This window comes from Microcoleus sp. w1-18aA5, assembly GCF_036701705.1.
Lineage (GTDB): Bacteria > Cyanobacteriota > Cyanobacteriia > Cyanobacteriales > Microcoleaceae > Microcoleus.
On sequence record NZ_JAUPTE010000009.1, the window covers coordinates 18,141 to 40,093 of the forward strand.

General features: G+C 44.8%; 22 protein-coding genes. 10 read left to right on the forward strand and 12 right to left on the reverse strand.

Annotated features, from left to right (window positions below; translation table 11 throughout):
• Positions 1-23: 23 nt before the first annotated feature.
• Positions 24-317: a hypothetical protein gene (locus Q5691_RS04910; RefSeq protein WP_333344037.1), complete on the forward strand. Its 294-nt coding sequence runs from the start codon at positions 24-26 to the stop codon at positions 315-317.
• Positions 318-321: 4 nt separating this feature from the next.
• Here Q5691_RS04910 and Q5691_RS04915 read toward each other — a convergent pair whose 3' ends face one another.
• From Q5691_RS04915 to groES, 4 genes are all read right to left on the reverse strand, one after another.
• Positions 322-696 (reverse strand): hypothetical protein, encoded by a 375-nt coding sequence (locus Q5691_RS04915; protein ID WP_333211808.1) that lies wholly within the window; start codon positions 694-696, stop codon positions 322-324.
• Between the two features lie 167 nt (positions 697-863).
• A complete protein-coding gene (locus Q5691_RS04920) occupies positions 864-1,226 on the reverse strand; it encodes a Tse2 family ADP-ribosyltransferase toxin (protein WP_333211806.1) in 363 nt (120 codons plus the stop codon).
• A gap of 108 nt (positions 1,227-1,334) precedes the next feature.
• Complete coding sequence (groL, locus tag Q5691_RS04925) at positions 1,335-2,975, reverse strand: chaperonin GroEL (protein ID WP_333211804.1); 1,641 nt, start codon at positions 2,973-2,975, stop codon at positions 1,335-1,337.
• Between the two features lie 144 nt (positions 2,976-3,119).
• Positions 3,120-3,431: a co-chaperone GroES gene (gene groES, locus Q5691_RS04930; protein WP_332945088.1), complete on the reverse strand. Its 312-nt coding sequence runs from the start codon at positions 3,429-3,431 to the stop codon at positions 3,120-3,122.
• Between the two features lie 404 nt (positions 3,432-3,835).
• Here groES and Q5691_RS04935 point away from each other — a divergent pair, with 404 nt between their 5' ends.
• The 7 genes from Q5691_RS04935 (at position 3,836) to Q5691_RS04965 (ending at position 10,150) form a co-directional block, all read left to right on the forward strand.
• The gene (locus Q5691_RS04935) at positions 3,836-4,261 is read left to right on the forward strand and encodes a ferredoxin (RefSeq protein WP_333211816.1); all 426 of its coding nucleotides are present in this window, start codon (positions 3,836-3,838) and stop codon (positions 4,259-4,261) included.
• Positions 4,262-4,907: 646 nt separating this feature from the next.
• Positions 4,908-5,558: a response regulator transcription factor gene (locus tag Q5691_RS04940; RefSeq protein ID WP_333081102.1), complete on the forward strand. Its 651-nt coding sequence runs from the start codon at positions 4,908-4,910 to the stop codon at positions 5,556-5,558.
• A 337-nt stretch (positions 5,559-5,895) separates the two neighbouring features.
• The gene (locus Q5691_RS04945) at positions 5,896-6,417 is read left to right on the forward strand and encodes a LabA-like NYN domain-containing protein (RefSeq protein WP_006633075.1); all 522 of its coding nucleotides are present in this window, start codon (positions 5,896-5,898) and stop codon (positions 6,415-6,417) included.
• Positions 6,418-6,744: 327 nt separating this feature from the next.
• Positions 6,745-8,385 (forward strand): 2-isopropylmalate synthase, encoded by a 1,641-nt coding sequence (locus Q5691_RS04950; protein WP_333344038.1) that lies wholly within the window; start codon positions 6,745-6,747, stop codon positions 8,383-8,385.
• Positions 8,386-8,527: 142 nt separating this feature from the next.
• A complete protein-coding gene (locus Q5691_RS04955; protein ID WP_333344040.1) occupies positions 8,528-9,328 on the forward strand; it encodes a class I SAM-dependent methyltransferase in 801 nt (266 codons plus the stop codon).
• Positions 9,329-9,374: 46 nt separating this feature from the next.
• The gene (locus tag Q5691_RS04960; RefSeq protein WP_333344041.1) at positions 9,375-9,689 is read left to right on the forward strand and encodes an antitoxin family protein; all 315 of its coding nucleotides are present in this window, start codon (positions 9,375-9,377) and stop codon (positions 9,687-9,689) included.
• A complete protein-coding gene (locus Q5691_RS04965) occupies positions 9,683-10,150 on the forward strand; it encodes a type II toxin-antitoxin system VapC family toxin (RefSeq protein ID WP_333344042.1) in 468 nt (155 codons plus the stop codon). The genes Q5691_RS04960 and Q5691_RS04965 overlap by 7 nt, the downstream gene beginning before the upstream one ends.
• Positions 10,151-10,239: 89 nt before the next feature.
• On the opposite strand, the gene hisC is transcribed toward Q5691_RS04965, so the two are convergent.
• The 4 genes from hisC to Q5691_RS04985 all read right to left on the reverse strand — a co-directional run bounded on the left by hisC (position 10,240) and on the right by Q5691_RS04985 (position 14,156).
• Positions 10,240-11,286 (reverse strand): histidinol-phosphate transaminase, encoded by a 1,047-nt coding sequence (gene hisC / locus Q5691_RS04970; protein ID WP_333344044.1) that lies wholly within the window; start codon positions 11,284-11,286, stop codon positions 10,240-10,242.
• A gap of 52 nt (positions 11,287-11,338) precedes the next feature.
• Positions 11,339-12,052, reverse strand: coding sequence for a glycerophosphodiester phosphodiesterase family protein (locus tag Q5691_RS04975; protein WP_333344045.1), 714 nt, complete (start codon positions 12,050-12,052; stop codon positions 11,339-11,341).
• Entirely contained in the window at positions 12,049-12,903 is an 855-nt protein-coding gene (locus Q5691_RS04980; protein ID WP_333344046.1) for an alpha/beta hydrolase, read from the reverse strand. The genes Q5691_RS04975 and Q5691_RS04980 overlap by 4 nt, the downstream gene beginning before the upstream one ends.
• 191 nt (positions 12,904-13,094) lie before the next feature.
• Positions 13,095-14,156 (reverse strand): esterase-like activity of phytase family protein, encoded by a 1,062-nt coding sequence (locus tag Q5691_RS04985; RefSeq protein WP_333344047.1) that lies wholly within the window; start codon positions 14,154-14,156, stop codon positions 13,095-13,097.
• 252 nt (positions 14,157-14,408) lie between these two features.
• On the opposite strand from Q5691_RS04985, the gene Q5691_RS04990 reads away from it, so the two are divergent.
• Positions 14,409-15,731 (forward strand): tetratricopeptide repeat protein, encoded by a 1,323-nt coding sequence (locus Q5691_RS04990; protein ID WP_333344049.1) that lies wholly within the window; start codon positions 14,409-14,411, stop codon positions 15,729-15,731.
• A gap of 70 nt (positions 15,732-15,801) precedes the next feature.
• Here Q5691_RS04990 and Q5691_RS04995 read toward each other — a convergent pair whose 3' ends face one another.
• The gene (locus tag Q5691_RS04995; protein ID WP_333211788.1) at positions 15,802-16,323 is read right to left on the reverse strand and encodes a GNAT family N-acetyltransferase; all 522 of its coding nucleotides are present in this window, start codon (positions 16,321-16,323) and stop codon (positions 15,802-15,804) included.
• A gap of 445 nt (positions 16,324-16,768) precedes the next feature.
• Between Q5691_RS04995 and Q5691_RS05000 the strand changes: the two genes are divergently transcribed.
• Positions 16,769-18,820: an ABC transporter ATP-binding protein gene (locus Q5691_RS05000; RefSeq protein ID WP_333344050.1), complete on the forward strand. Its 2,052-nt coding sequence runs from the start codon at positions 16,769-16,771 to the stop codon at positions 18,818-18,820.
• Positions 18,821-18,975: 155 nt separating this feature from the next.
• On the opposite strand, the gene Q5691_RS05005 is transcribed toward Q5691_RS05000, so the two are convergent.
• The 3 genes from Q5691_RS05005 to Q5691_RS05015 all read right to left on the reverse strand — a co-directional run bounded on the left by Q5691_RS05005 (position 18,976) and on the right by Q5691_RS05015 (position 21,761).
• Complete coding sequence (locus Q5691_RS05005; protein ID WP_242720424.1) at positions 18,976-19,194, reverse strand: hypothetical protein; 219 nt, start codon at positions 19,192-19,194, stop codon at positions 18,976-18,978.
• A gap of 144 nt (positions 19,195-19,338) precedes the next feature.
• The gene (locus tag Q5691_RS05010) at positions 19,339-20,556 is read right to left on the reverse strand and encodes a DNA double-strand break repair nuclease NurA (RefSeq protein WP_333344052.1); all 1,218 of its coding nucleotides are present in this window, start codon (positions 20,554-20,556) and stop codon (positions 19,339-19,341) included.
• Positions 20,557-20,966: 410 nt separating this feature from the next.
• Positions 20,967-21,761 (reverse strand): HAD hydrolase-like protein, encoded by a 795-nt coding sequence (locus Q5691_RS05015; RefSeq protein ID WP_333344054.1) that lies wholly within the window; start codon positions 21,759-21,761, stop codon positions 20,967-20,969.
• Positions 21,762-21,953 lie beyond the last annotated feature (192 nt).

A 21,953-nucleotide genomic window follows, 5' to 3' on the forward strand; every position in this document is an offset into this window, starting at 1 on the left:
TAAATTAAAGCCACTCGAATAAAATGATAGAAAAAGGTGCAACAAGTGGCAGATCTTTCAATTCCTCAAAAGCTGGCGGAAAGATTCTAAACTTATCTTATCAAAATGTTAAAATTACTGATAAAGGCGTTGCCTTAGTTGAAGCTCATGTTCGCAGATTTAATCCAGTTGGTGAAGCTGAGCTAATAATGGTAGAAAGGTTAAGAAGTATTGCCACCGAAACCCTATATTATCCTAATGCTTCGCCTCTCCTTCACAAAAATAAATCTGGTATGCGATCTATATATAGCTGTTATAATAGAGCGATACAAAATTAGCTGATTACTGGCTGATCGTGACTTCCTGGCGCACCGACGCGGTAATCGCCTCTACTAGAAATAATCGCTCGCTCAGTGACAAATTCATTGTTAATTTCACTAATTCTTGAAAAGATAAGTCTTTTGAGTTTTCTGAAAGCTTATCTTGTTCATCCAGCGAATTATTTGCATTATAACTTACAGGTTTGACTGATGTATCCCGATCTAAACTTGTCATCAGGTCGGTGTGGAGAAGTTCTAAAAATTTAATATCGTTCCCCAGGTCGGCAGCCTCATCCTCATCTGTATCTTCAATTACTTGCAAACGTTCTCGATAGGCATCAATCTGGTGCTCAATGGCTTCTATAATAAACCTTAAATCTTTAAATGATAAATTCATGATTGTTACTTTGCTACCACTAAATACTTATTCGCTAGCTTTAATGTAAAATCCCCGAAAGACGCTTTTTTGCGATTCATGTAACTCAATGTGAATGAGTCATAAAACATACGATTAATTATATTAGTAGGTTGGGTTTCCCTACTTAAACCCAACCTCCTACTAACTTATTCTATTTTACAGAAAAATGTGCCTATGAGGTGAAGTGCCTCTTGGTATTTTTCTAGAGTCATCGCTCTACTTGGCTTGAATAACCAATGACCCGGACGGTCATTCACTAATTCCAGTTCTGGGGGAATCTGAGTGCCAGGGTCTAATTTATACCAATTTTTTCCTGAGCCTGGAGTCTCAAAAGTTGATATTCCTTCTGACCTAGACATTCCTCCTGGCAGCCGTTTTTCTAAATTAAGCATAACCCATAATTCACCTTGTTGTTCGTAAACGGTAATATCCTTATTGGGTCTGACATTATCCATTCTAGGTGAACTAGCATTCCCCTGCCTATACAGGGCAATCACTGTTTTATTCATAGTAGATTTATTTTAAAAAAAATTATATAAAGATATCAGATATTATACATTATAAATATTATACGGGGCGGGCTTTAGGGCCCGCCCCGTCAAACGATCGACTATCGATTAGTAATCGAAGTCGCCGCCGCCCATGCCGCCGCCAGCGCCTGCAGCAGCGCCATCCTTCGGTTCAGGCTTGTCAACGACGATGCACTCGGTTGTCAGCACCATACCAGCAATAGATGCGGCATTTTGCAGAGCAGAACGAGTCACCTTCGCGGGGTCAACGATACCAGCTTCAAACATATCGACAAACTCATTTGTCGCTGCGTTGAAACCAACGTTGAACGGCTTTTCTTTGACGCGCTCAGCAATCACAGCGCCATTCAAACCAGCATTTTCAGCAATCCGCTTCAGAGGAGCAGCCAGAGCCCGTGCCACAATCAATGCACCGGTCAATTCTTCGCCCTTGAGAGTGCTATTAGCCCACTCTTCCAATTGAGGAGTCAGGTGAGCCAAAGTTGTACCGCCGCCAGGAACAATTCCTTCTTCGACAGCAGCTTTGGTTGCGTTGATCGCATCTTCCAAACGCAGTTTGCGATCCTTCATTTCTGTTTCGGTAGCCGCGCCGACTTTGATGACTGCGACGCCGCCAGCCAATTTGGCCAAACGTTCTTGCAGCTTTTCTTTGTCGTAGGAAGACTCGGTTTCGTCCATTTGACGGCGAATTTGTTCGCAGCGAGATTTGACTGCGACTTCGTTACCTTCGGCAACAATTGTGGTGCTGTCTTTGGTGATGGTGACGCGGCGAGCTTTGCCGATTACTTCCAGCTTGGTGTTTTCCAGTTTCAAACCGGCATCTTCGGTGATCAGTTGACCGCCGGTCAATACGGCGATATCTTCTAACATGGCTTTGCGTCGATCGCCAAAACCAGGTGCTTTAACAGCAGTCACGTTCAACACACCGCGCAGTTTGTTGACAACGAGGGTAGCTAAAGCTTCTTTCTCAATGTCTTCTGCAATGATCAACAGCGGGCGGCCGGAACGGGCTACTTGTTCGAGCACTGGTACTAAGTCTTGTACCAAGCCGATTTTCTTGTCTGTCAGCAAGATGAAGGGTTCTTCGAGAATCGCTTCCATCCGTTCGGTGTCGGTGACAAAGTAGGGAGAAATGTAGCCTTTGTCGAAGCGCATCCCTTCGGTGATTTCCAATTCGGTGGTCATAGACTTCCCTTCTTCCAGGGAAATAACGCCTTCCTTGCCCACCTTGTCCATTGCGTTGGCAATCATTTGGCCGACTTCATCGTCGTTACCAGCAGAGATGGAGCCGACTTGAGCGATGGCTTTGGAATCTTCTACTTGTTTGGCGTGTTCGGCAATTTTTTCTACCAAAAACGTGGTTGCTTTGTCAACACCGCGCTTGAGGGCGATCGCATTTGCGCCGGCTGCTACGTTACGCAGACCTTCTTTGACCATGGCGTGAGCCAAAACGGTAGCTGTTGTGGTACCGTCGCCTGCTGCGTCGTTGGTTTTGGAAGCTGCTTGACGGATCAGGGCAACGCCTGTATTTTCTACGTGGTCTTCTAGTTCGATTTCTTTGGCGATGGTAACACCGTCATTGACGATTTGAGGAGCTCCGAATTTCTTTTCGAGAACCACGTTACGGCCTTTGGGGCCGAGGGTTACGGCCACTGCTTCGGCCAAAATGTCCATACCGCGTTCGAGGGCGCGACGTGCATTTTCGTTGTAGATGATACGCTTAGCCATAGTTTTTGGGGATGAGAGGGTTTGAGATTTTGGATGGGGGATGATGGATTTTAGTCATTTGTCCCGTGTCATTAGTTGTTTGGCGGCGTTCGCTTTAAACTAATGACTGATGACTAAGGACTAAGGACTGATGACTAATGATTATTAGTTAACGATCGCCAGAATGTCTTTTTCTGCAAGCAAGACGTATTCGTCTGTGCCGAGTTTGATGTCGGTGCCGGCGTACTTCGAGTAGAGAACTTTGTCGCCGACTTTGACTTCCATTTCAATGCGGGTGCCGTCGTCATTGCGCTTGCCGGGGCCCACGGCCGCGACTTCGCCTACTTGGGGCTTTTCCTTAGCTGTGTCGGGCAGAAGGATGCCGCCGGCGGTTTTTTCTTCGCTAGCGCTTACTTTTACGAACACGCGCTCGCCTAACGGTTTAACGGTAGAAACACTCAGTGATACTGCTGCCATAAATAAATCTCCAGATTACAGATTGTCGTCAGTCGTCAGGGGTCACGATGAAAGCAACAGCGGACTACTTACAACTGACATATTAGCACTCTCGACTCCTGAGTGCTAATTTAGCTCTAGAAAGGGGCGATCGCAACTTAGTTGTCAGTACGGGTTCCCGAACCGAGCATGAGTTGAGGGGAAGGAGAGGGGGGAGTGCAGGGCTGTTTCATTCTCCAAAAAACGAGGATTTTGTAGGGGTAGTGCCCCCGTGCCTACCCTCCCCACCGACGATTTTTCGGTTATTTCATAGGTAGGGGCAGCCACGGGGGGCAGCCCCTACAAGAGAATGAAACCGCCCTGGGAGTACAGGCTGTGGTGATGACTTTAGACCGCTAACCAATTACTTTTGATTGATGAATAAAATGACAGAAAATAACGAGGAATCTTGCAGCCAAGGCTTGAGCGCTTGCGTCCAAAGCCTGGGAATCGCTCAAATCGAGCGGCATATTTTTATCTGTGCCGACCAAACCGTGCCCAAGTGCTGCGATCGGCAAACAAGTCTGGAGGCGTGGAATTACTTAAAAAAACGCTTGCAAGAATTGGGCTTGGACAAGCCAAGTGCCACTCGACCAACCTGCGTCTTTCGCACGAAAGCCAATTGCCTGCGAGTGTGCGCGTCTGGCCCGATTATGGTAGTCTATCCAGACGGAGTGTGGTATCGCGACGTTACTCCACCCGTCATTGAGAGAATTATTCAGGAACATCTTCTAAACTCAAAAGTCGTTCAAGAATACGCTTTCTTGACTCATCCTTTGCCAGTGCCTGCTGAGGCGGAGCAAAACGTCTAATTATAGCGCTGTTAAAGTACATGGGTATAATTAAAGGTTAAATTTAAGGTTAAGGGTGAGAATTTGAGACAGTTTGGCTTGCGGGCGATCGCACCTGCTACAGCTCCATAAAACTGTAGTTAGGTTCTTGTCTTCCCTGTGTGGCTTCCCGTGTTCCTGGTGTTTCTCAAAAGGTACACAAAAAAAATCGATCGGAGGAACTGAGAAATTTTTGCACAAAATTTCTCAGTGGCAGACACTCAGGAGGTTGCCAAACTACACTAGAAACAGTTAAATACGTAAGTAGGGAGTCTGCTTAAATTTCTCTATATCAGAAGTATCATTTAAAACCGGGGCATTGACCTGAAATTGAACCGATCGAGATTAAATATTTAACTTGCGCTCTGTTAGGCAATCTCCAATCAATCAAGGCTGATCTTGACAGGGCGATCGTCCATTACTGGTTTTGGCTGCGTTCCAGGTCGTAAGACACTCACAAACAGCCGTCGATTACAGGTTGGGAAGCGGTAATACCCGCCCCGCTTTCCCTCACCGCCATCCCTTCAGTCGATCGTCGTCCTCCACTCCCAGCCGGGTGGCGGGGGACTGACCGAAAAAACAGAAGTGAAAACAAGGAAGTATGCGGGATACTTTAGCGGGAATAAACATGACAAAGGACAATAATTCAGGAGAACAAAAACGGCTGATGCTGGTTGACGACGACCCCAATTTGATCTTGCTGGTCAAGGACTACTTGGAGTTTCGGGGTTACAACGTCATTACAGCAGAAAACGGCAGAGACGCTCTGGAAAAACTAGAACAAGAAGTTCCCGACTTGATGATCTGCGACGTGATGATGCCGGAAATGGACGGCTACACTTTAGTCAAACACATCAGAGAAGACCCTCGCACGAGCTGGATTCCGGTTCTTTTCTTGTCCGCAAAAGGTCAAAGTTCAGACCGAGTAAAAGGCTTGAGCACTGGGGCTGACGTTTATATAGTCAAGCCTTTTGAACCAGAAGAACTGGTGGCCCAAGTGGAATCTTCTCTGAAAGCTGCATCCCGCTTGATTAGCCACTCAAATCCCGGTATGGACAGTGGCCCAAAAATTAAGGCGCGCCGCAATGTCGAATTGACTCCCACTGAGTTAAAGGTCGTACAGTTGCTAGCGCAGGGTATGGCAAACCGCCAGATCGCAGACGTGATGAATGTCAGCCAGCGGACAATCGAAAGCCACGTCAGCAATATGCTGGGCAAAACAGGTCTGCACAACCGGACAGAGTTAGCTCGCTGGGCTCTTGAAAGCAAAAAGGCTTGAGCTGAGGTAGTCTGCGCTATGAAATCAGGGGAGCAAAATCTACTGCTATGCGCTTCGGTATGCCTGCTTGGCTGTAGGGCGGTGGGCACGGTAGTTTGAAGGCGCCATTAACCTTGACACGGCAGCCGGTATTAAGTTACTGGGCGTATAGTTTGTGAGGGCCCCTCGCTCAAATGCAAGCAGGGTTAAAAGAGCCCTCTGGCGGTAGAGCCGAAAATATGAAATACTGGGGAGATGGAGTTTTCTGAAGTCTAATCTATTGCCTCAGTTAGCTCCATGTTGCTAAAATGTGATATTTAGATTAACTTCTTTCTACAATTATTAGGTCTAAGTTTCTATGACAAACTTAATGAACCGCCTTTCTATTTTTGTGGACGGGAACAATATGTTCTACGCTCAACAAAAGAACGGTTGGTTTTTTGATCCTCGCAGGGTGCTCGAATATTTCAAAACTTCGCAGCCGAATGTCATCTTGATCAATGCTTTCTGGTATACGGGTCTGAAAGATCCCCAAGATCAAAGGGGATTTCGAGATGCTTTGATCAGTCTGGGTTACACGGTTCGCACTAAAATTCTTAAGGAATATTACGACGATGCTTCGGGCAGATATTCTCAAAAGGCTAATTTAGACATAGAAATTGTGGTTGATATGTTTAATACCGTGGATCAATACGACCAAGTTGTGCTGTTTAGCGGGGATGGGGATTTTGAGCGGGCGATCGAGCTGCTCCGCTCGAAAAATACTCATATTACTGTGGTATCAACCGAAGGAATGATTGCTAGAGAGTTACGAAATGCTACAGATAGGTATATAGACCTAAATGAAATTAGGGAACATATCGAGAAGATGGATTATTAGTCAGTAGTTATTAGTCGTTAGTCATTAGTCGTTAGTCATTAGTCATTAGTCAGTAATTATTAGTCATTAGTCAGTAATTATGGGTTATGGGTTATTAATTATTCGTTATTGGCGCGAAACACGGGATTGGTGTCCCCGCCCAAAAACGCATACTTGCTTTCCGATTGGAGGCGCCAGTAGCCCAAAATTTTAGACTAAGGTTCAAGTTCCCAGATTCATCTGTGGAGTAAATCTAAAATCTAAAATCTAAAATCTAAAATTGACTGACTGGAGGCTAAAATCCAGAAAAACGGACAAGTAAAAATCAGGAAAACACTTTTTAGAGCTATGAAAACTCAACCAAGTCAAGACCGGATTATTATTTTCGATACGACTTTGCGGGACGGAGAACAATCTCCGGGTGCATCTCTGAATGTGGATGAAAAGCTGACGATCGCTCGCCAGTTAGCGAGATTGGGCGTAGATGTGATTGAAGCGGGTTTCCCTTTCACCAGCACGGGAGATTTCGAGGCAGTCCAAAAAATAGCCCGATCGGTTGGCACAGAAAATGGACCGACAATTTGCGGTTTAGCGAGGGCGAGAAAGGAGGATATTAAAACAGCAGCCGAGGCTCTGAAACCCGCGGTAAATTCGCGAATTCATACGTTTCTGGCTACGTCCGATATTCACTTGGAGTATAAGCTGAAAAAGACGCGGGCTGAGGTTCTGGAAATTGTGCCGGAAATGGTAGCTTACGCTAAGTCTTTTGTGGATGATGTGGAGTTTTCGCCGGAAGATGCTTGTCGTTCGGAACCGGAGTTTTTGTATCAGGTTCTAGAACGAGCGATCGCAGCGGGTGCAACTACTGTTAATATTCCCGATACTGTCGGTTACACGACTCCGAGCGAGTTTGGGGCTTTGATTCGGGGAATTAAGGAAAATGTGCCGAATATCGATCGCGCAATTATTTCAGTTCACGGTCACAATGACTTAGGATTGGCGGTTGCTAACTTTTTGGAAGCTGTGAAAAATGGCGCCAGACAGTTAGAATGCACGATTAACGGGATTGGTGAACGGGCGGGAAATGCAGCTCTGGAAGAGTTGGTAATGGCGCTTTACGTGCGGCGCCAATATTATAATCCGTTCTTGGGCCGGTCTGCAGATTCTGAGGAACCGCTGACTAATATTGACTCGCGCCAAATTTACAAAACTTCGCGCTTGGTTTCCACTTTGACGGGGATGTTGGTGCAGCCAAATAAGGCGATTGTCGGCGCAAATGCTTTTGCTCACGAGTCGGGAATTCACCAAGACGGGGTGCTGAAAAATAAGCGGACATACGAGATTATGGATGCTGAGTCGATCGGCTTGACGGAAAATCAAATCGTCTTGGGAAAATTATCCGGCCGCCACGCATTTCAGACTCGCTTGAAAGAGTTGGGTTTTGAAATGGCCGACGATGAGCTAAATAAGGCTTTTGTCAAGTTCAAAGATTTAGCGGACAAGAAAAAAGAGATTACTGATTGGGATTTAGAAGCGATCGCCAATAACGAAGTGCACCAAGCACCGGAACTGTTCCGGTTAGAATTGGTACAGGTTTCTTGCGGTGACAAATCGCGGCCGACAGCAACGGTCACAGTGCGGAATCCGGCGGGCGAAGAATTGACCGATGCTGCGATCGGCACTGGGCCTGTGGATGCGATTTACAGGGCAATTAACCGGGTGGTAAACGTACCCAACGAGTTGATCGAGTTTTCTGTACAATCGGTAACAGCGGGCATAGATGCGATCGGCGAAGTAACAATTCGCTTGCGGCACGAAGGCAAAGTATTTTCCGGTCACTCAGCAAATACCGACATTATCGTAGCGTCCGCAGAAGCATACATCAGCGCTTTAAATCGCCTGTATCAGGCATTGCAGCATAGTGCTGAAAAATCTTCGGAACAGCCAACTACGATCGCAAATCAAGTTGTTGCAAAAGCACAGCGCTGATAAATTTATTGTCAGCCATTTTTCTTGAAACCAACCGCAGACGAACCCAGATCGAAGCAGATAAATCTCAATTAATCTGCCTTAATCCGGGTTTATCTGCGGTTTAAAATTACTTTTTTTACTAATAACCAAATCTTCAAAAATGCAAGACGAAACTTTAAAAAAAGAGCGGCAATTCCACGATGCTTGGGCATCCACAATCGATATTGACGGCATTCGAGTTAATGATTACTTTGAAGCTTGTACCGCCCCAGAAAATAGATTTATCGTCCAGCAAATGGGCGATATTACAGGAAAACGCCTGTTAGATTTAGGCTGCGGCGCGGGAGAAAATAGCGTTTATTTTGCTAAAAAAGGCGCCAATTGTGTCGCGACAGACTATTCTCAGGGCATGGTAGAAGTTGCTCTGAAATTGGCTGAGAAAAACGGCGTCAAAATAGACGGCTGCACGGTGAATGCAATGGCTATAGATTTCCCGGACAATAGTTTTGATATTGTTTACGCTTCTAATTTGCTGCACCATTTGCCGGAACCTGAAAAGGCAATTCGCGAAATGCACCGCGTGCTAAAACCTGGGGGTAAAGCTTGTTTTTGGGACCCGATGAAGCACAATCCGGTGATTAATGTTTACCGTAGGATGGCTACTGAGGTGCGGACGGAGGATGAAACTCCTCTGGATATTAATATTGTGAATTGTGTTAAGTCTTTGTTTTCGGAGACGGCTTACGATACGTTTTGGCTGACATCGCTTTGGATATTTTTACGCTTTTATTTGATCGAAAAAGTGCATCCCAATGAGGAGCGTTATTGGAAAAAGATTATCATTGAACAAGAGAGATTGAAACCGGAATATTCTAGGTTAGAAGGGTGGGATGGCTTTTTGAAGAAGTTGCCTTTGATGAAGCGCTTGGCTTGGAATTTGGCTGTGGTGGCAACGAAGTAATTAAAAGAAGTACAATAAGTCAAAGCATTTAATTAAGAGGCTAATTATGCCAGAAACTATTACTGCTATCTACGAAAATGGGGTTTTGCGTCCCTTGAGTCCTTTGTCATTGAATGATGGGGAAACTGTGCAGATCAAAATTGTAACGGAAGTGTTGCCGGAAGAACTCAAGGGCGATCGCGAAAAGTCGATGATTAAGATGCTTGTAGAGGGGGTGCGTTTGCCAAAGAAACAGGGTAAGCTCGATCGGGCAGAATTAATCAAGCGCGCGCAGCAGTGGCGCGAATTGATGCAAAAAATGGAACCGCTACCAGGTAAGCCTATTTCAGAAATCGTTATCGAGGATCGTGGCCCGTGGTAAATGCTTATTTTCTGGATACTAGCGCTTTAGTCAAACGATACGTGCCTGAAAAAGGCAGTGAGTGGATTTTATCGATTACCGATCCTGCTACAGATAACCATTTAGCTATTAGCCAGATTACTTGGGTGGAGGTACACAGCGCTTTTGCACGCCGTCTGCGGGATAGAAGTTTGTCTGCGGAGCGTTTTGATTTAATTGTGCAAAAAGTTAGGGAGGATTTTGAAAATGAATACCGAGTCATAGATGTCGATCAAACTTTGATAGAAACAGCCACCGAATTGGTGATGCAACATCCACTGCGGGCTTATGATGCTGTGCAATTGGCGGCTGCTTTGCGCGTTCAATATATTTTAACATCCATACCAGAAAATCAACTAATTTTTGTTTCGGCGGATAACAGATTGCTGGAGATTGCTCGTTCGGCAGGCTTGGCTATTGATAATCCTAATAATTATCAGTAATCAAGATGTTTGTAGTGAGGAATGCAAGTCTCCCTAAAAATCATAGGACTAAAGTCCTCACTACAAACTAATTTTAGTGCGATCGTTATTTAGAGAATTTCTTTCAAAGTTTTAACTAAGATTTGATTCTGTTCCTCCGTACCTACACTAATCCGCAATTTGTCTTCTAATCGCGGCTGATTGAAGTATCGAATCAATATTCCCCGTACTTTCAGTGTTTGATAAATTATTTCTGCATCGCCGTTTGGTGGCCTAACTAACAAAAAGTTGGTTTGCGAAGGCCAAACGTCAAAGCCTAATTCCTTGAAGCTAACGGCTAGTTTTGCTCGCGAAGCCTTAATCTTTTCGGCGTTGGCTATTTTGTGATCTTGATCTGCGATCGCAGCCGCCCCCACTGCATAGGCTAAAGCATCCACATTATAGCTGTCTTTGATTTTATTTAATTCTGCCAGCAGCGCCGGATTTGCTATGCCAAAACCCAGCCTCAATCCTGCCAGGGAATAACCTTTTGAAAGCGTCCTCAAAACTATAACATTACTGTACTTTTTTGTCAAAAACAAAGCATTTTCCTCGGCGAAATCTACATAAGCTTCGTCGATGACAAGAATGCCCGATAACTCTTTAGCCAGTTTCTCCAAATCTGCAACAGATATGGCTGTTCCCGATGGACTGTTTGGCGAAGCTATAAATGTCACTGCACCCTGGGCTGCTATTAGCAAATCGACGGGTAACTTGTAGTCATCGGGATAAGGAACTTCCACAAACTTTGCATCTTGAATTTCTGCCAAAGTGCGGTACAATACATAGGTTGGCGCGGGACAAACAATCTGTTTCCCAGATTCGCCCACAGCGCGAACTATCAAATTTAATAAATCGTCGCTGCCGTTACCTACAACAATCCAATCGTCAGCAACTCCCAAAACTTGACTAGCAGCAATGCGGAAAAGTTTGCCAGTCGGATCTGGATAGCGGCGCAGCATTTCTCCGTCTATTTCCTGAAGCACTTTTAAGGCTTTGGAAGAAGGCGGATAGGGATTTTCATTAGAATTTAGTTTAATAATTTTTGTGCCTAGCGGGGGCTGTTCCCCCGGCACATAGCCAGACATTTCGTGGATGTTTTTGCGAAAGTAATTCATCTATTATCTGCGTTAATCTGCGTTAATCTGCCTGCATCTGCGGTTAAAAATATCATATCAAACAATTAGTGACTATCCGCGTTATACCCAAATCAAGTAACTTTTGCATATCCGCTCGAGCGTCCACCGTCCAGGCCACAATGTCAACTCCCTGACTCCGGCTTTCTTGAATTAGTGCGGGGTTTTCCAGCAACACGCGATACAGACTGCTAATCAAATTATCCCGATGCGCCACAACTTGAGCTAATTGAGTTTTGTATGCTTCTAGATTAGCAACAATATGTCCGATCGCCAAATCGCCAGATAGCCGCCGCACTTGTTCCAGAAATCCATCGTTAAAGGAAGTAATAACGCATTTATGTTGGAGCTCTGCGCCCTTCAAAGTGTTGACAAAATCCGCGACATCTGAATCAGACCACTCGCAGTGCGGCTTGACATCAAAGTAAAGAAATTTGTCAACATTTTTGAGGATAGCTAATGATTCTTTTAAGGTAGGAATTTTTTGTTGTGAAAATTCATCGCTAAACCATTTTCCCGCATTAAGTGTCTGCAATTGGGACAGAGTTTTTTCCCTAACTTTGCCAGAAACTCCAGTTATTCTATCCAGTGTTGCGTCATGAAAAATCACTGGTACGTTGTCGGCGGATAGCTGGATGTCAAATTCGATCGAATGAGCGCCACGGGCGATCGCCAGTTCAAAAGCTGCTAAAGTATTTTCGGGGGCGATCGCCGAAAATCCCCGATGTGCGATAATTTCTAAATTCACTGTCTTGTGCCCTCTAAAAAATCTGCCACAGTTTGATTAAAAGTTTCCGGTTCAGTCAAAAAAGACCAGTGATTCCCCGGTACTTTGGCAACGGTAAGATTTTTCAAGTATCTATGGTATGGCTGCATTTGCCAAGCCATGCGATTTACGCCTTTTTCCGGCTGTACAAACAAAGTTGGTATCTCAATATTTTCAGTTAAACCGGCAACTTTCATCACTTCTGCGAATATCTGATTTCTGGCTGCAATCGCAAATTTACTGCCCCAATTTCCGTCGGATTTTTGTTCGATTTGCTGTTGGAATACCATTTGCTGCACATCACTCCAATCTGCGAATTCTCCCGATTGTTTAGCTGCTGCTTCTGCTTGGGATAAAGTCGCAAACGGGCCCACACATTTGAGACAGTCTAATTTTCGGTAAACAATTGGCAGGGTGAGTTTCATCGCCGCGGGCATTTTGGTGATGAAGATGGGGTCTACTAAAATCATACTGCAAAAGCGATCGGGATTTTGCCTCGCCCAAATCGGTGCTAGTTTTCCCGTCCAAGAATGTCCTAAAATGTGGGCGTCTGGCCAGTTGAGATGTGCCATCAAAGCTTCTAAATCTGCGATCGCACTTTCAAAAGTATAGCCTGTTTTCGGTTGGCTACTTTCTCCGTGACCGCGCATATCGGGCGCTACAATATGATAGCGGTTGGACAAGTAATTGCCCAAGCTAGTCCAGACACACGCACTATCTGCTAAACCGTGCAGCAGCAGCAAACGCGGAACTTTTTCTTCCCCTGTTTCTGGTTGCCATTCTAGATAGGAAAGTTCGATTTCTGGTAATTGCAAAGTCTTACGAGTTGGCATGATTAGGGTGTTTTATAGTTGGATAAATTTTATTTCACCTCATTTATAGTATTTTTATGAACAGGCAAGATGCCTGTTCCACAAAGAGTGAATTTTCTTGTAATTTTTTCATAAGCAGGCAATATCCCTGTTCACAAAGAATAATTTTTCTTGTGGGTGGGTGGGCTGGGCTTCTAGCCCGCCCTTCGGACTTAACCTTTGCCCTTCAAACTCAACAAGATAAACTGAGTTTTCTGCGCTTCATCAAAATTGTCATCGCTGACCAAAACTAGACTCTGGCTGCCATCTGGCAAGCGCGGGCCAAGGGTCATCCCCTCTAAATTGTACAGCGGAATTCCGAGTTCGCTTAAGTCTAGGAGCAACTTTTTCTTAACAGGTTCCACCGCCACTCGCCCTTTAAAACTCTGGATTCTCGAAGTATCTGTAGCCGCCCCAACCGCTACTTGATAAATCCTAGCGCTGTATCCCGACAGCCCAAAAGAACGTTCTAAACTCAGAATCTGACCGCCACCGACAGTTACTAATTCTGTTAAACCGTTCAAAATAGTCATGGGAACTTGGTCGAGATTGTAAAGATTTTCTGAGACCAATTGCGGCGTTTTATCGACTATTATATAATGTAAAAGACGCAGTTTACTTGCCTGTTCAGGGTCTAAATCTTGCATTAACGGGGCTTCCGTAGCTGCGAACAAACGAAACGGATCGAGACCGCCCGGACTAAAGGTTTCTGGGTCGATGGTTAAAGATTCAAAACCTAAATTGTCCACCACTCCTTGCTGCTGTTTTTCATCGCTGGCATCGGGAATATAGCGCTTTGGTATCGGCAATTGTCCCCGCATTTGCCCTGTTTTGAGGTCAAATTCTCCGAGAAAAGGAGGGATGCCCACATGAGTAACACCTTCGCTGGCGACAAATACTGAGTTGCGGGGAGAAAGGGCGATGCCTTCGGGATTGATGGAACCCCAAGAGAAGGTTTCACCGTCTGCTTTTTTGAGGGAGGTAACGCCTTCAACGGTAACTTTTTTCAGGCGAATATTTGCTGGGTCACTTGATGTGAGGTCGAGTCGGAGACTGTAAAATCTGGCTTCTCCGTTTTCGCTGGGGTCGTCGGAAAGAGCGTAAAAACGATAAGCTTTGGAAGTGACTGCACTAATACCTTTGGGGTCGTAGGTAATTCCTGACAAACCGCCGACTGGTACTCCTTCAAAATTCATTTTTGGCAATTGGTACTCGCCCAAAAATTCTAGGGACATTTCTGGAAAAGAGCGGTCTTTTGCAACTGCGGGAGGGGGGGCGCAAGCTGTACAAACAGTTAAGAGAATTAGGGCTAGACTGAATAATCGTAAAATACGTTGGCGAAGCCCTGGAAGAGGATCGCCCAACGCATTGAAATGAAAACAATTGCTCAGTGCGGTAAAATTTATTTTGTTGCTCTTGTTGAACAGTTTGCTTTTGTGCCATCTTTGTGACATAATTTATACCGTTTTGTAGATATGCAAAACTTGATGTTTCCAGAAAAGATGCCGAATCGCGGCAACAAAATTTTAAGAATAAGCAGTTCTGTGCCAATTGGGTGCTTGCTTTTCTTGTGGCTGTGTGCTGGTTCTATTGCTAGCGCCCAAACTAATCCACCAGGTCTCGATCAATTTTCCCCTAATCCTCTAGAAATTACCACACCCGATCCCCTAGCTCCCGCTAACGAATCTTTGAGCAACACTCAGCGGGACGAACTGACAGCGGCTTTGGAAGAGTTAAACTTAGAAGCAGCGGCTAAACTGCAAGCTGGAGACGGCGCGGGTGCTTTTGAAATTTGGTTCCGAGAATTGCGGCTGCGGAGGTATCTGGGCCCGGCGGCGGAAATTGCTGCTTTGAGTCGGGTGGGAAGTGTTGCTTGGAGTAACGGTAAAAACCTCGAACTACAGCTTATTACTAAACGGTTGCAAGCAATTCAAAAACAAGTCAAATCTCAAGTACCACTTAATACTGAGTTGCTTCCCGCCTTCGCTGCGGCTTTTCAGCAGGTGCGCGCTAAAGGCCCGACTGTAGAAGTTTACCAAGAAATTCTCGAAAATGCGCGCCAAAACCAAGATATATTGGCTCAAGGTCAGATTTTGAAGGCGATCGGGCTTATTCATATCAATTGGTTGAGTTACGATAAAGCGGCTCCCGTGTATGAGGAATTGGCAACTTTAATTCAGGAAAACCGCGATTTATTTGCTGCTAATTCTGCTGTGGCAACTTCTGCTGTAGTTGCGGGAAACGGTGCGCCACCACAGCCTGTAACTCCTCCAACTGAGGTAGATACTCTCAGACAGTTGGCCTACGTTTACCAGCAGTCGAAACAACCCCTAAAGGCGATCGCAGCCAGGGAAAAACTAGCATCAGTGTATGTCAACCTGCAAAATCCCAGCGCTATACCACCGCTCAAAATTGCGATCGCCAGCGATTACGAAACCATAGGTCAAATCAATTTAGCCGCTCAATACTATCAGGAAGCCTACAATTTAGCCGTCCCCATTCAACAGTATGCCCAAGCTAGTGAAGCTTTAGATAAATTAGCATTACTTTATCGATCGCAAAAGCAGTGGGAGCCTACTTTGCGGATTTATCAAATGCAGTTGCTGTTAGAAGAGCGGGCTTACAATTTCTACGGATTGATGAACGCTTACGACAATCTCGGTCAAGTTTATCAAGAGATGAAGGCTTACGATAAAGCTTTGGAATCCTATCAAAAAGGGTTGGACGTGGCTAAAAGATTGGGACACAGACAAGAGTATTTTGCTAAGAAAATTCAAAAAGTTAACAAGCAATTGCAAAGAACTTCGTAGTTGTCAGCCGACAATAATTCCAATTTGCAATGTGAGTAATTTTAATGCAGTAAGGTGTGCAATGCACACCTTACAAAAATACTTTTGACTGGTAAGTTTCTCGCGAGATAGAATAATATACTACATCTGTTTCGTAGTAATGAGCATTTTTTTCATATTTCATGCCAACTTTCTGTATCACCCGCTGGGAGGCGATATTTTCTGGGCGGGCGATCGCAACTATTCTCTCCAACTTTAATATTTTAAATCCATAGTTGAGACTAGCAAAAGATGCTTCTGTCGCCAATCCTTGATTCCAATAAACTTTGTCTAGCGCATAGCCCAGCTCAACTTCCGGTGTCTGATCCAGAAAAGCCAGTCCGCAGCGACCAATCATTTTACAGTCTATTTTATGTACTAAAGCCCACATTCCGAAGTTGTTTTGTTCCCAACGTTTGAGCATGGTATGAATGGCAATTTCTGTTGCTTCTCTTGTTCTAACTCCTGTGAGGTATTTCATTGTTTCCGGATCGCTGTAGATGCGGTACAGATCGTCTAAGTCCTCTGGCCTAAATTGTCTCAGATACAATCTGGCTGTCTCTATTTCTTGCATAAGTTATACCCAAAAAGGCTAATACACTTTCATTGGGACGACGGTGAAATGTAAAATCAATTTCTTCAATGCAGTGAACTGCATTTTGAAAACCCAGCATTTGACCAGCAAATAAAACCAGTGGCCAACTCTATGTCTAAAGGCATAAAGTGGCAAGTAGCGGGTATCCGCTGTTGTAATAAATACGGGTGACAGAGCGCTGTCAGGTTGGATAATTTGCTGGATCTGCACAATATTTCCTCATTTGACTGACTCTATTTGCTACAATTATTAGTTGGATATATTGTACAGCTTTTTTGCTCAAAGCTGAGCGAACTGATCTCGCCCGCCCGCCCTACAAGCCGCGCAGCGAAAAAAAAGCTCGATATCCTCACAAAAAGCCGCCGAATTTAGCAGCATAATAGCTTCTGCAATCTAAAATCTAAAATCTAAAATCTAAAATCGGATGACCCTTTCCTCACCAGTAGCAGACACCAAAAACAAATCCGGCCAGGAAACAGACTGGCGGTTATTCATGAGGTTGGCATCTTATGCAACCCGCAGCAAACGCTTGCTGATTATTTCGATCGCACTATTAGTACCGCTAGCAGTCTCAGGAGCAATTCAACCCATTCTCATCGGACAGGCAATTTCGGTAATTCGCTCGGAACCTACCTACGAATTCTTGCGGGGAGTGCCTTTATCTGCTGCCTTGAATATTTTGGCTATTTTGCTCATGCTAACTATAACACTTAGATTAGCACTGCAATCACTTCAAGGCTATTTAGTCACGAAAGTAGGGCAAATAATTACTACAGATATTAGAAATGATTTGTTCGCCCACGTCACATCGCTAGCAGTGAGATTTTTCGATCGCACTCCTGTCGGTAAACTGATGACTCGCCTCACCAGCGATGTGGAAGCTTTGGGAGAGGTTTTCTCTTCAGGGGCGATCGGCATTGTCAGCGATTTATTTTCAATTTTAGTAATTGCCATTTTCATGTTTACCATGCAGTGGCAACTAGCTTTAATGTTGGTCCTGATGATGATACCAATTACCGCAGTCATCATTTATTTCCAGTACCAATATCGCATAGCAAATTACAATACCAGAGAAGAACTTTCCGAACTAAACGCCCAACTGCAAGAAAACCTGACTGGTATTGGGGTAGTGCAGCTATTCCGCCGCGAAAGATTCAACTCCCAATTGTTTCGCGTCACCAATAAACGCTACATTAAAGCAGTTGACAAAACTATATTTTACGACTCAGCCGTATCTGCGACATTAGAATGGATTGCTTTAGTGGCGATTGCAGCAGTTTTGTGGATGGGCGGTCAAAGGGTTTTAGCTGGTAATCTTAACTTCGGTACTCTCTCGGCATTCATTTTATTTGCTCAGCGTCTCTTCGATCCGCTGCGGCAATTTGCTGAGAAATTCACTGCAATTCAAGCAGGATTTACCGCTGTAGAACGCATTAGCGATATTCTCAACGAACCGATCGAAATTAAAGATCCAACTAGCGGGAAGAAGGAAGAAGGAAGAGAGAAGAAGGAAGAAGGAAGAGGGAAGAGGGAAGAAGGAAGAAGGGCAGGTTATTCACCGTTGTTTATAACTGGACATCCAGAGGCAACGGCTTACAACTTGTCTCCGTTCGATCGCGAATTGGCAGATAATCCTCCAAATCCACCAAGTTCAGAATATCGTTTATTGCCCAACAATCCCCCATCACCCCCCGCCAACCCCCCCAAGCTTCGGGGGGGAGAAAATGCTAAATCCCAGAATTCAGAATCGGGAGAAATCCAATTTGACAACGTGTGGTTTGCTTACAAACAAGACGAATATGTCCTGCAAAATCTCAATTTCACCATCAAATCCGGCGAAAAAGTAGCATTAGTTGGCCCCACGGGTGCGGGCAAAAGTTCGATTATCCGTCTTCTCTGTCGCCTTTACGAACCTAGCCGAGGACGGATTCTGGTTAATCATGTGGATATTCGGGATTTGCCTCAAGCAGAGTTACGCAGGCACATAGGCGTGATTATCCAAGATGGCTTTCTATTTGCTGGTGACGTGAAGAGCAATATCAGCCTGGGAGAAAGTTACTCGATTGAGGAAATTCAAGCAGCAGCAGAAAAGACAAATGTTGCCCGTTTAATCGAACAGTTGCCTCAAGGTTATGACACGCAATTGCGGGAACGGGGAACCAATCTTTCGGGGGGACAAAAGCAATTATTAGCGTTTGCTCGCGCGGCCATCCGCAATCCCAGTATCTTAGTTCTAGACGAGGCAACTGCTAGTTTGGATGTGGGGACGGAAGCTTTAATTCAAGAAGCTCTAGAGCGTTTGATGGCGGACAGAACGGCGATAATTATTGCCCACAGGCTCTCGACTATCCGAAATGTCGATCGTATTTTAGTGCTCAAACGCGGCCAATTAGTAGAGTCTGGTAGCCACGAAGAGTTGTTGCAGCTAGAAGGTTTGTATGCCAGTTTGTACAAGTTGCAAATGCTGGGAAGTTAATATCTGAAGGAAGGCACGACACGGATTTTGACACGGATACACGGATGAATTATCGATAAGAGGGAAAATTATCCGAATACCCAGATACCCGAATTCTTGAAGAAGTCGGGTATCTCAAAGAATCTAAAATCTAAAATCGCAAATCTAAAATCGTCTCACTTGCCTGAAATCATTTTACCCAGGGTCTCCGGCAAGTGGATTATATGTTGGAAAAGCTGATTTGGGCCGATGCCAAACAATAACTGCATCGCCAGCACAATTGCTGCTAAACCAATCGCTGTACCGATGCTGGCTTTCAACACTTTAAACGCCCAATTAAAGACTAGCCAAGATACAAGTAATGAAGCAATTAAGATAATTAGTTCTATTGGCATATAACATTTTTAACTTGATTTTAACTCTACATAACTTACGCATCAATACCAAAGAAACCGGGTTTTTTATCTGTGTTAAAGGCTTAAATGCAATATTTCCGTAAAAACCTGGTTTCTGCGTCCAGGACTACTCTACTTATTACTTCAAGCAATACTGCCGCGCTTTCGTGTTTCCTTATAAGAAATTCCGACATTTTTTAAGCCGGCTTTAATCATTTGCTGCTCTAACAAAGCGAAAAAGCGACTTCGATCGCCCCCCGTCACTACCGCTTGATTGTGAGCTTCTGCTAGCGTCACCGGATACCCGCCGCCTTTATGTACTTGAGCCAGCATCATTCCTAATGCTAAATCGAGCTGTGCTGTATCTTGTGTTACCCATTCCGGCACTTCTATTCTAGCAATTTCTGTCCCCACGTGAACGTAACAGAAATAGACGGAATTAAGACCGTATAAATCTAAAATTCGAGCTTGGGATTTCCACAAAGGGCTTCTTTGTCCCGGTGACAGGATTGTTGCCCACAAGATGGCGTCCCGCAAGGGTTCAAATTCTTGACAAGGTGCTTTTTCGGCGAAAGAAATTGTGGCGGCAAATCCGACGTTCGGGCAATTTGTCATGCAGTCTGGTACTTCGTGGGTGCAAGCTTCAAACCGCAAAAAAGATAAGCTTTCGCTGCTGCGAGAAGCGCTTAAGTATCCTAACAGCGGAATTCCTGCTAAACGCAACTTGTCCCAAGCTTCTAAAATTGGTAGCAAAATTTGATCGCGCGCTTCGCTGGGTAACTGTTCCAAAAACCAATAAATCAGGGAACCGTCTACCATGGCTAAAGCTGGCGCGGGCAATTTATTGTCGTTAACTTTTGCCCAATTGCAGCCCATTTCTGCTAAGGCAATTGCTTCGGAAACTGCGCGCCGATATCCCATCCATTCTTCGGTTCTAATTCCCCACTGTCGCGAACCGTACAAGTCTTCTGGTTTGTAGAAAACCTCCGGCACGCTGTCTAAAACTGGGTGACGGCTTTGGCCGTAGTGCAGCATGACTGTGCCGACGTTTAGGAGGTAGCAGTAAGCTATTTCGTGATGGTTGGGGGAAATTTGCGATCCGTCTGTGGCAAAGACTGTGTGAGAGGCGGGGGGTGCGGTGATGTAGGTGCGATCGGACAATGGCTCGATCGGCGTGGCAGCATTGAATAAAGTGCGATCGCGCCAACTCTCTTGCAATTCCACCAGTTTTTCCTGTTCCGTTGCAGCCTTTACCAGCAAATTCTGAGCCACTTCCAAACGTTGGCGAGCCGCGTGAGCTTCCACATTCAAATGTTGGCTCATTCCCTGCATTGCCTTGGCTGCTTTAGTTAAATCGAGCATTGGTTTTAAGTCTCAATATTAGAAAGCTTTCAAGCGGAGAAATTATCAAAATACTTTTCAATTTTTTAGTGCCGAAGCTTGTTTTTTTGTCATACACGCGGTTTGAGCAACTAAAATACTTCGTACCAGCCCGCAGAAATAGTAAAAAAACCCGGTTTTTGAGGTCAAGAGTACCTGGAATAGTCTAAAAAAAACACATTTTTTTTGTCGAGATTCTTGCTTTTTTGAGGGATTTCTGTTATATTTATCTTATAATGGGATGGTGGCAAAAATAATATTTTTGCCACCATCCCATTATATTAAAATACCATGTCTACGCCGCAAAAGTCAACAAAAAAGATGTAAAATTTTGTGATTTTTTTTTTGACTCTGAAAAGCGAAAAAAATCACCACTGTAAACCAATCTAACATCAACAGTCGATCGGCAGCCAATCGGCAAAATCTCCGGCAAACTGGGACAGAGAAAGCAATTGAACTGGTGGATTTTGAGCCACAGATTCCCGTTCGGGCAAAGTATTGTAACCCCAATCAGCCAAAAATAACCTCACCTGAGATAAATCCGGCTGCTGCTGCACCGACAGCAAAGTTTTTAACCGGTCTTCCACAAACCAAATAGTCGAATCATTACCAGAGGCTGCCAAAAATTCCCGCAAAATTTGGTGTTTAGGCTTGTTGTATTCCTTACCAAAAATCAACTCTGACGGCATTTGTACCCCTGCTAGCTGCAAAAGTTCTCGCACAAAACGACCTTCCTTTGTAGTGACGATCGCCACTTTCACCGAACTCTCCTGCAACGAGTGCAAGCGATCGGCAACCCCTGGATAAAAGCGGTGCAAAGACAGCCACCCTGCTAAATCCTCAGCAATCCAATTATCGCGCAATCCGTCTAACATAGCGCCGACAGACTGCGCTTTCAAATTATTTTCGGTCAACAAATACGGTACTATATTGGGCCACTCTAGCAAAATTTGCTCTGGGGAAATTCCTGTGAGTAGTGCGCGGATTAGCAGCGGCATTTCCCAACCAGTTTCGATGGCGGGCCGCACTCGGTAAAAACTCAAAGCTAAATCTGGATCTGGTACTGTTTCGACTGGTTTCCAGATTTGACAGTAGGTACGCCAAGCGGTTTGGAAATATTCGATTAGTCCGTCACAAATCACACCATCAAAATCAAGAGCTAGAATTGTCGGAAAGTTATTAGCCATCAATCGATTTTAGATTTTAGATTTTAGATTTGGGATTGAAGAATTGAAGAAGTTGAGAATTGAAGAAAGCGATATCACTGATGAATCCGGGGACTTGTTATCGGATACTATTTTTTGGTGATGCCAGGATAAAGACGGGGGCTTGTACCCTGGCTGCTTTCGGTCACTGGATTGAATCATTGAAGAATTGAC

Excerpts from the sequence above, each read along its gene's own strand:
- Q5691_RS04910 (WP_333344037.1), top strand. The coding sequence starts at position 24 with ATGATAGAAAAAGGTGCAACAAGTGGCAGATCTTTCAATTCCTCAAAA.
- Q5691_RS04940 (WP_333081102.1), top strand. The coding sequence starts at position 4,908 with ATGACAAAGGACAATAATTCAGGAGAACAAAAACGGCTGATGCTGGTT.
- Q5691_RS04920 (WP_333211806.1), bottom strand. The coding sequence starts at position 1,226 with ATGAATAAAACAGTGATTGCCCTGTATAGGCAGGGGAATGCTAGTTCA.
- Q5691_RS04915 (WP_333211808.1), bottom strand. The coding sequence starts at position 696 with ATGAATTTATCATTTAAAGATTTAAGGTTTATTATAGAAGCCATTGAG.
- Q5691_RS04980 (WP_333344046.1), bottom strand. The coding sequence starts at position 12,903 with ATGCCAACTCGTAAGACTTTGCAATTACCAGAAATCGAACTTTCCTAT.
- Q5691_RS04995 (WP_333211788.1), bottom strand. The coding sequence starts at position 16,323 with ATGCAAGAAATAGAGACAGCCAGATTGTATCTGAGACAATTTAGGCCA.
- Q5691_RS05010 (WP_333344052.1), bottom strand. The coding sequence starts at position 20,556 with ATGCTCGATTTAACTAAAGCAGCCAAGGCAATGCAGGGAATGAGCCAA.
- groL (WP_333211804.1), bottom strand. The coding sequence starts at position 2,975 with ATGGCTAAGCGTATCATCTACAACGAAAATGCACGTCGCGCCCTCGAA.
- Q5691_RS04945 (WP_006633075.1), top strand. The coding sequence starts at position 5,896 with ATGACAAACTTAATGAACCGCCTTTCTATTTTTGTGGACGGGAACAAT.
- Q5691_RS04960 (WP_333344041.1), top strand. The coding sequence starts at position 9,375 with ATGCCAGAAACTATTACTGCTATCTACGAAAATGGGGTTTTGCGTCCC.
- Q5691_RS04935 (WP_333211816.1), top strand. The coding sequence starts at position 3,836 with ATGACAGAAAATAACGAGGAATCTTGCAGCCAAGGCTTGAGCGCTTGC.
- Q5691_RS04985 (WP_333344047.1), bottom strand. The coding sequence starts at position 14,156 with ATGTCCCTAGAATTTTTGGGCGAGTACCAATTGCCAAAAATGAATTTT.
- Q5691_RS05005 (WP_242720424.1), bottom strand. The coding sequence starts at position 19,194 with ATGCCAATAGAACTAATTATCTTAATTGCTTCATTACTTGTATCTTGG.
- Q5691_RS04955 (WP_333344040.1), top strand. The coding sequence starts at position 8,528 with ATGCAAGACGAAACTTTAAAAAAAGAGCGGCAATTCCACGATGCTTGG.
- hisC (WP_333344044.1), bottom strand. The coding sequence starts at position 11,286 with ATGAATTACTTTCGCAAAAACATCCACGAAATGTCTGGCTATGTGCCG.
- Q5691_RS04990 (WP_333344049.1), top strand. The coding sequence starts at position 14,409 with ATGTTTCCAGAAAAGATGCCGAATCGCGGCAACAAAATTTTAAGAATA.
- Q5691_RS04950 (WP_333344038.1), top strand. The coding sequence starts at position 6,745 with ATGAAAACTCAACCAAGTCAAGACCGGATTATTATTTTCGATACGACT.
- Q5691_RS05015 (WP_333344054.1), bottom strand. The coding sequence starts at position 21,761 with ATGGCTAATAACTTTCCGACAATTCTAGCTCTTGATTTTGATGGTGTG.
- groES (WP_332945088.1), bottom strand. The coding sequence starts at position 3,431 with ATGGCAGCAGTATCACTGAGTGTTTCTACCGTTAAACCGTTAGGCGAG.
- Q5691_RS05000 (WP_333344050.1), top strand. The coding sequence starts at position 16,769 with ATGACCCTTTCCTCACCAGTAGCAGACACCAAAAACAAATCCGGCCAG.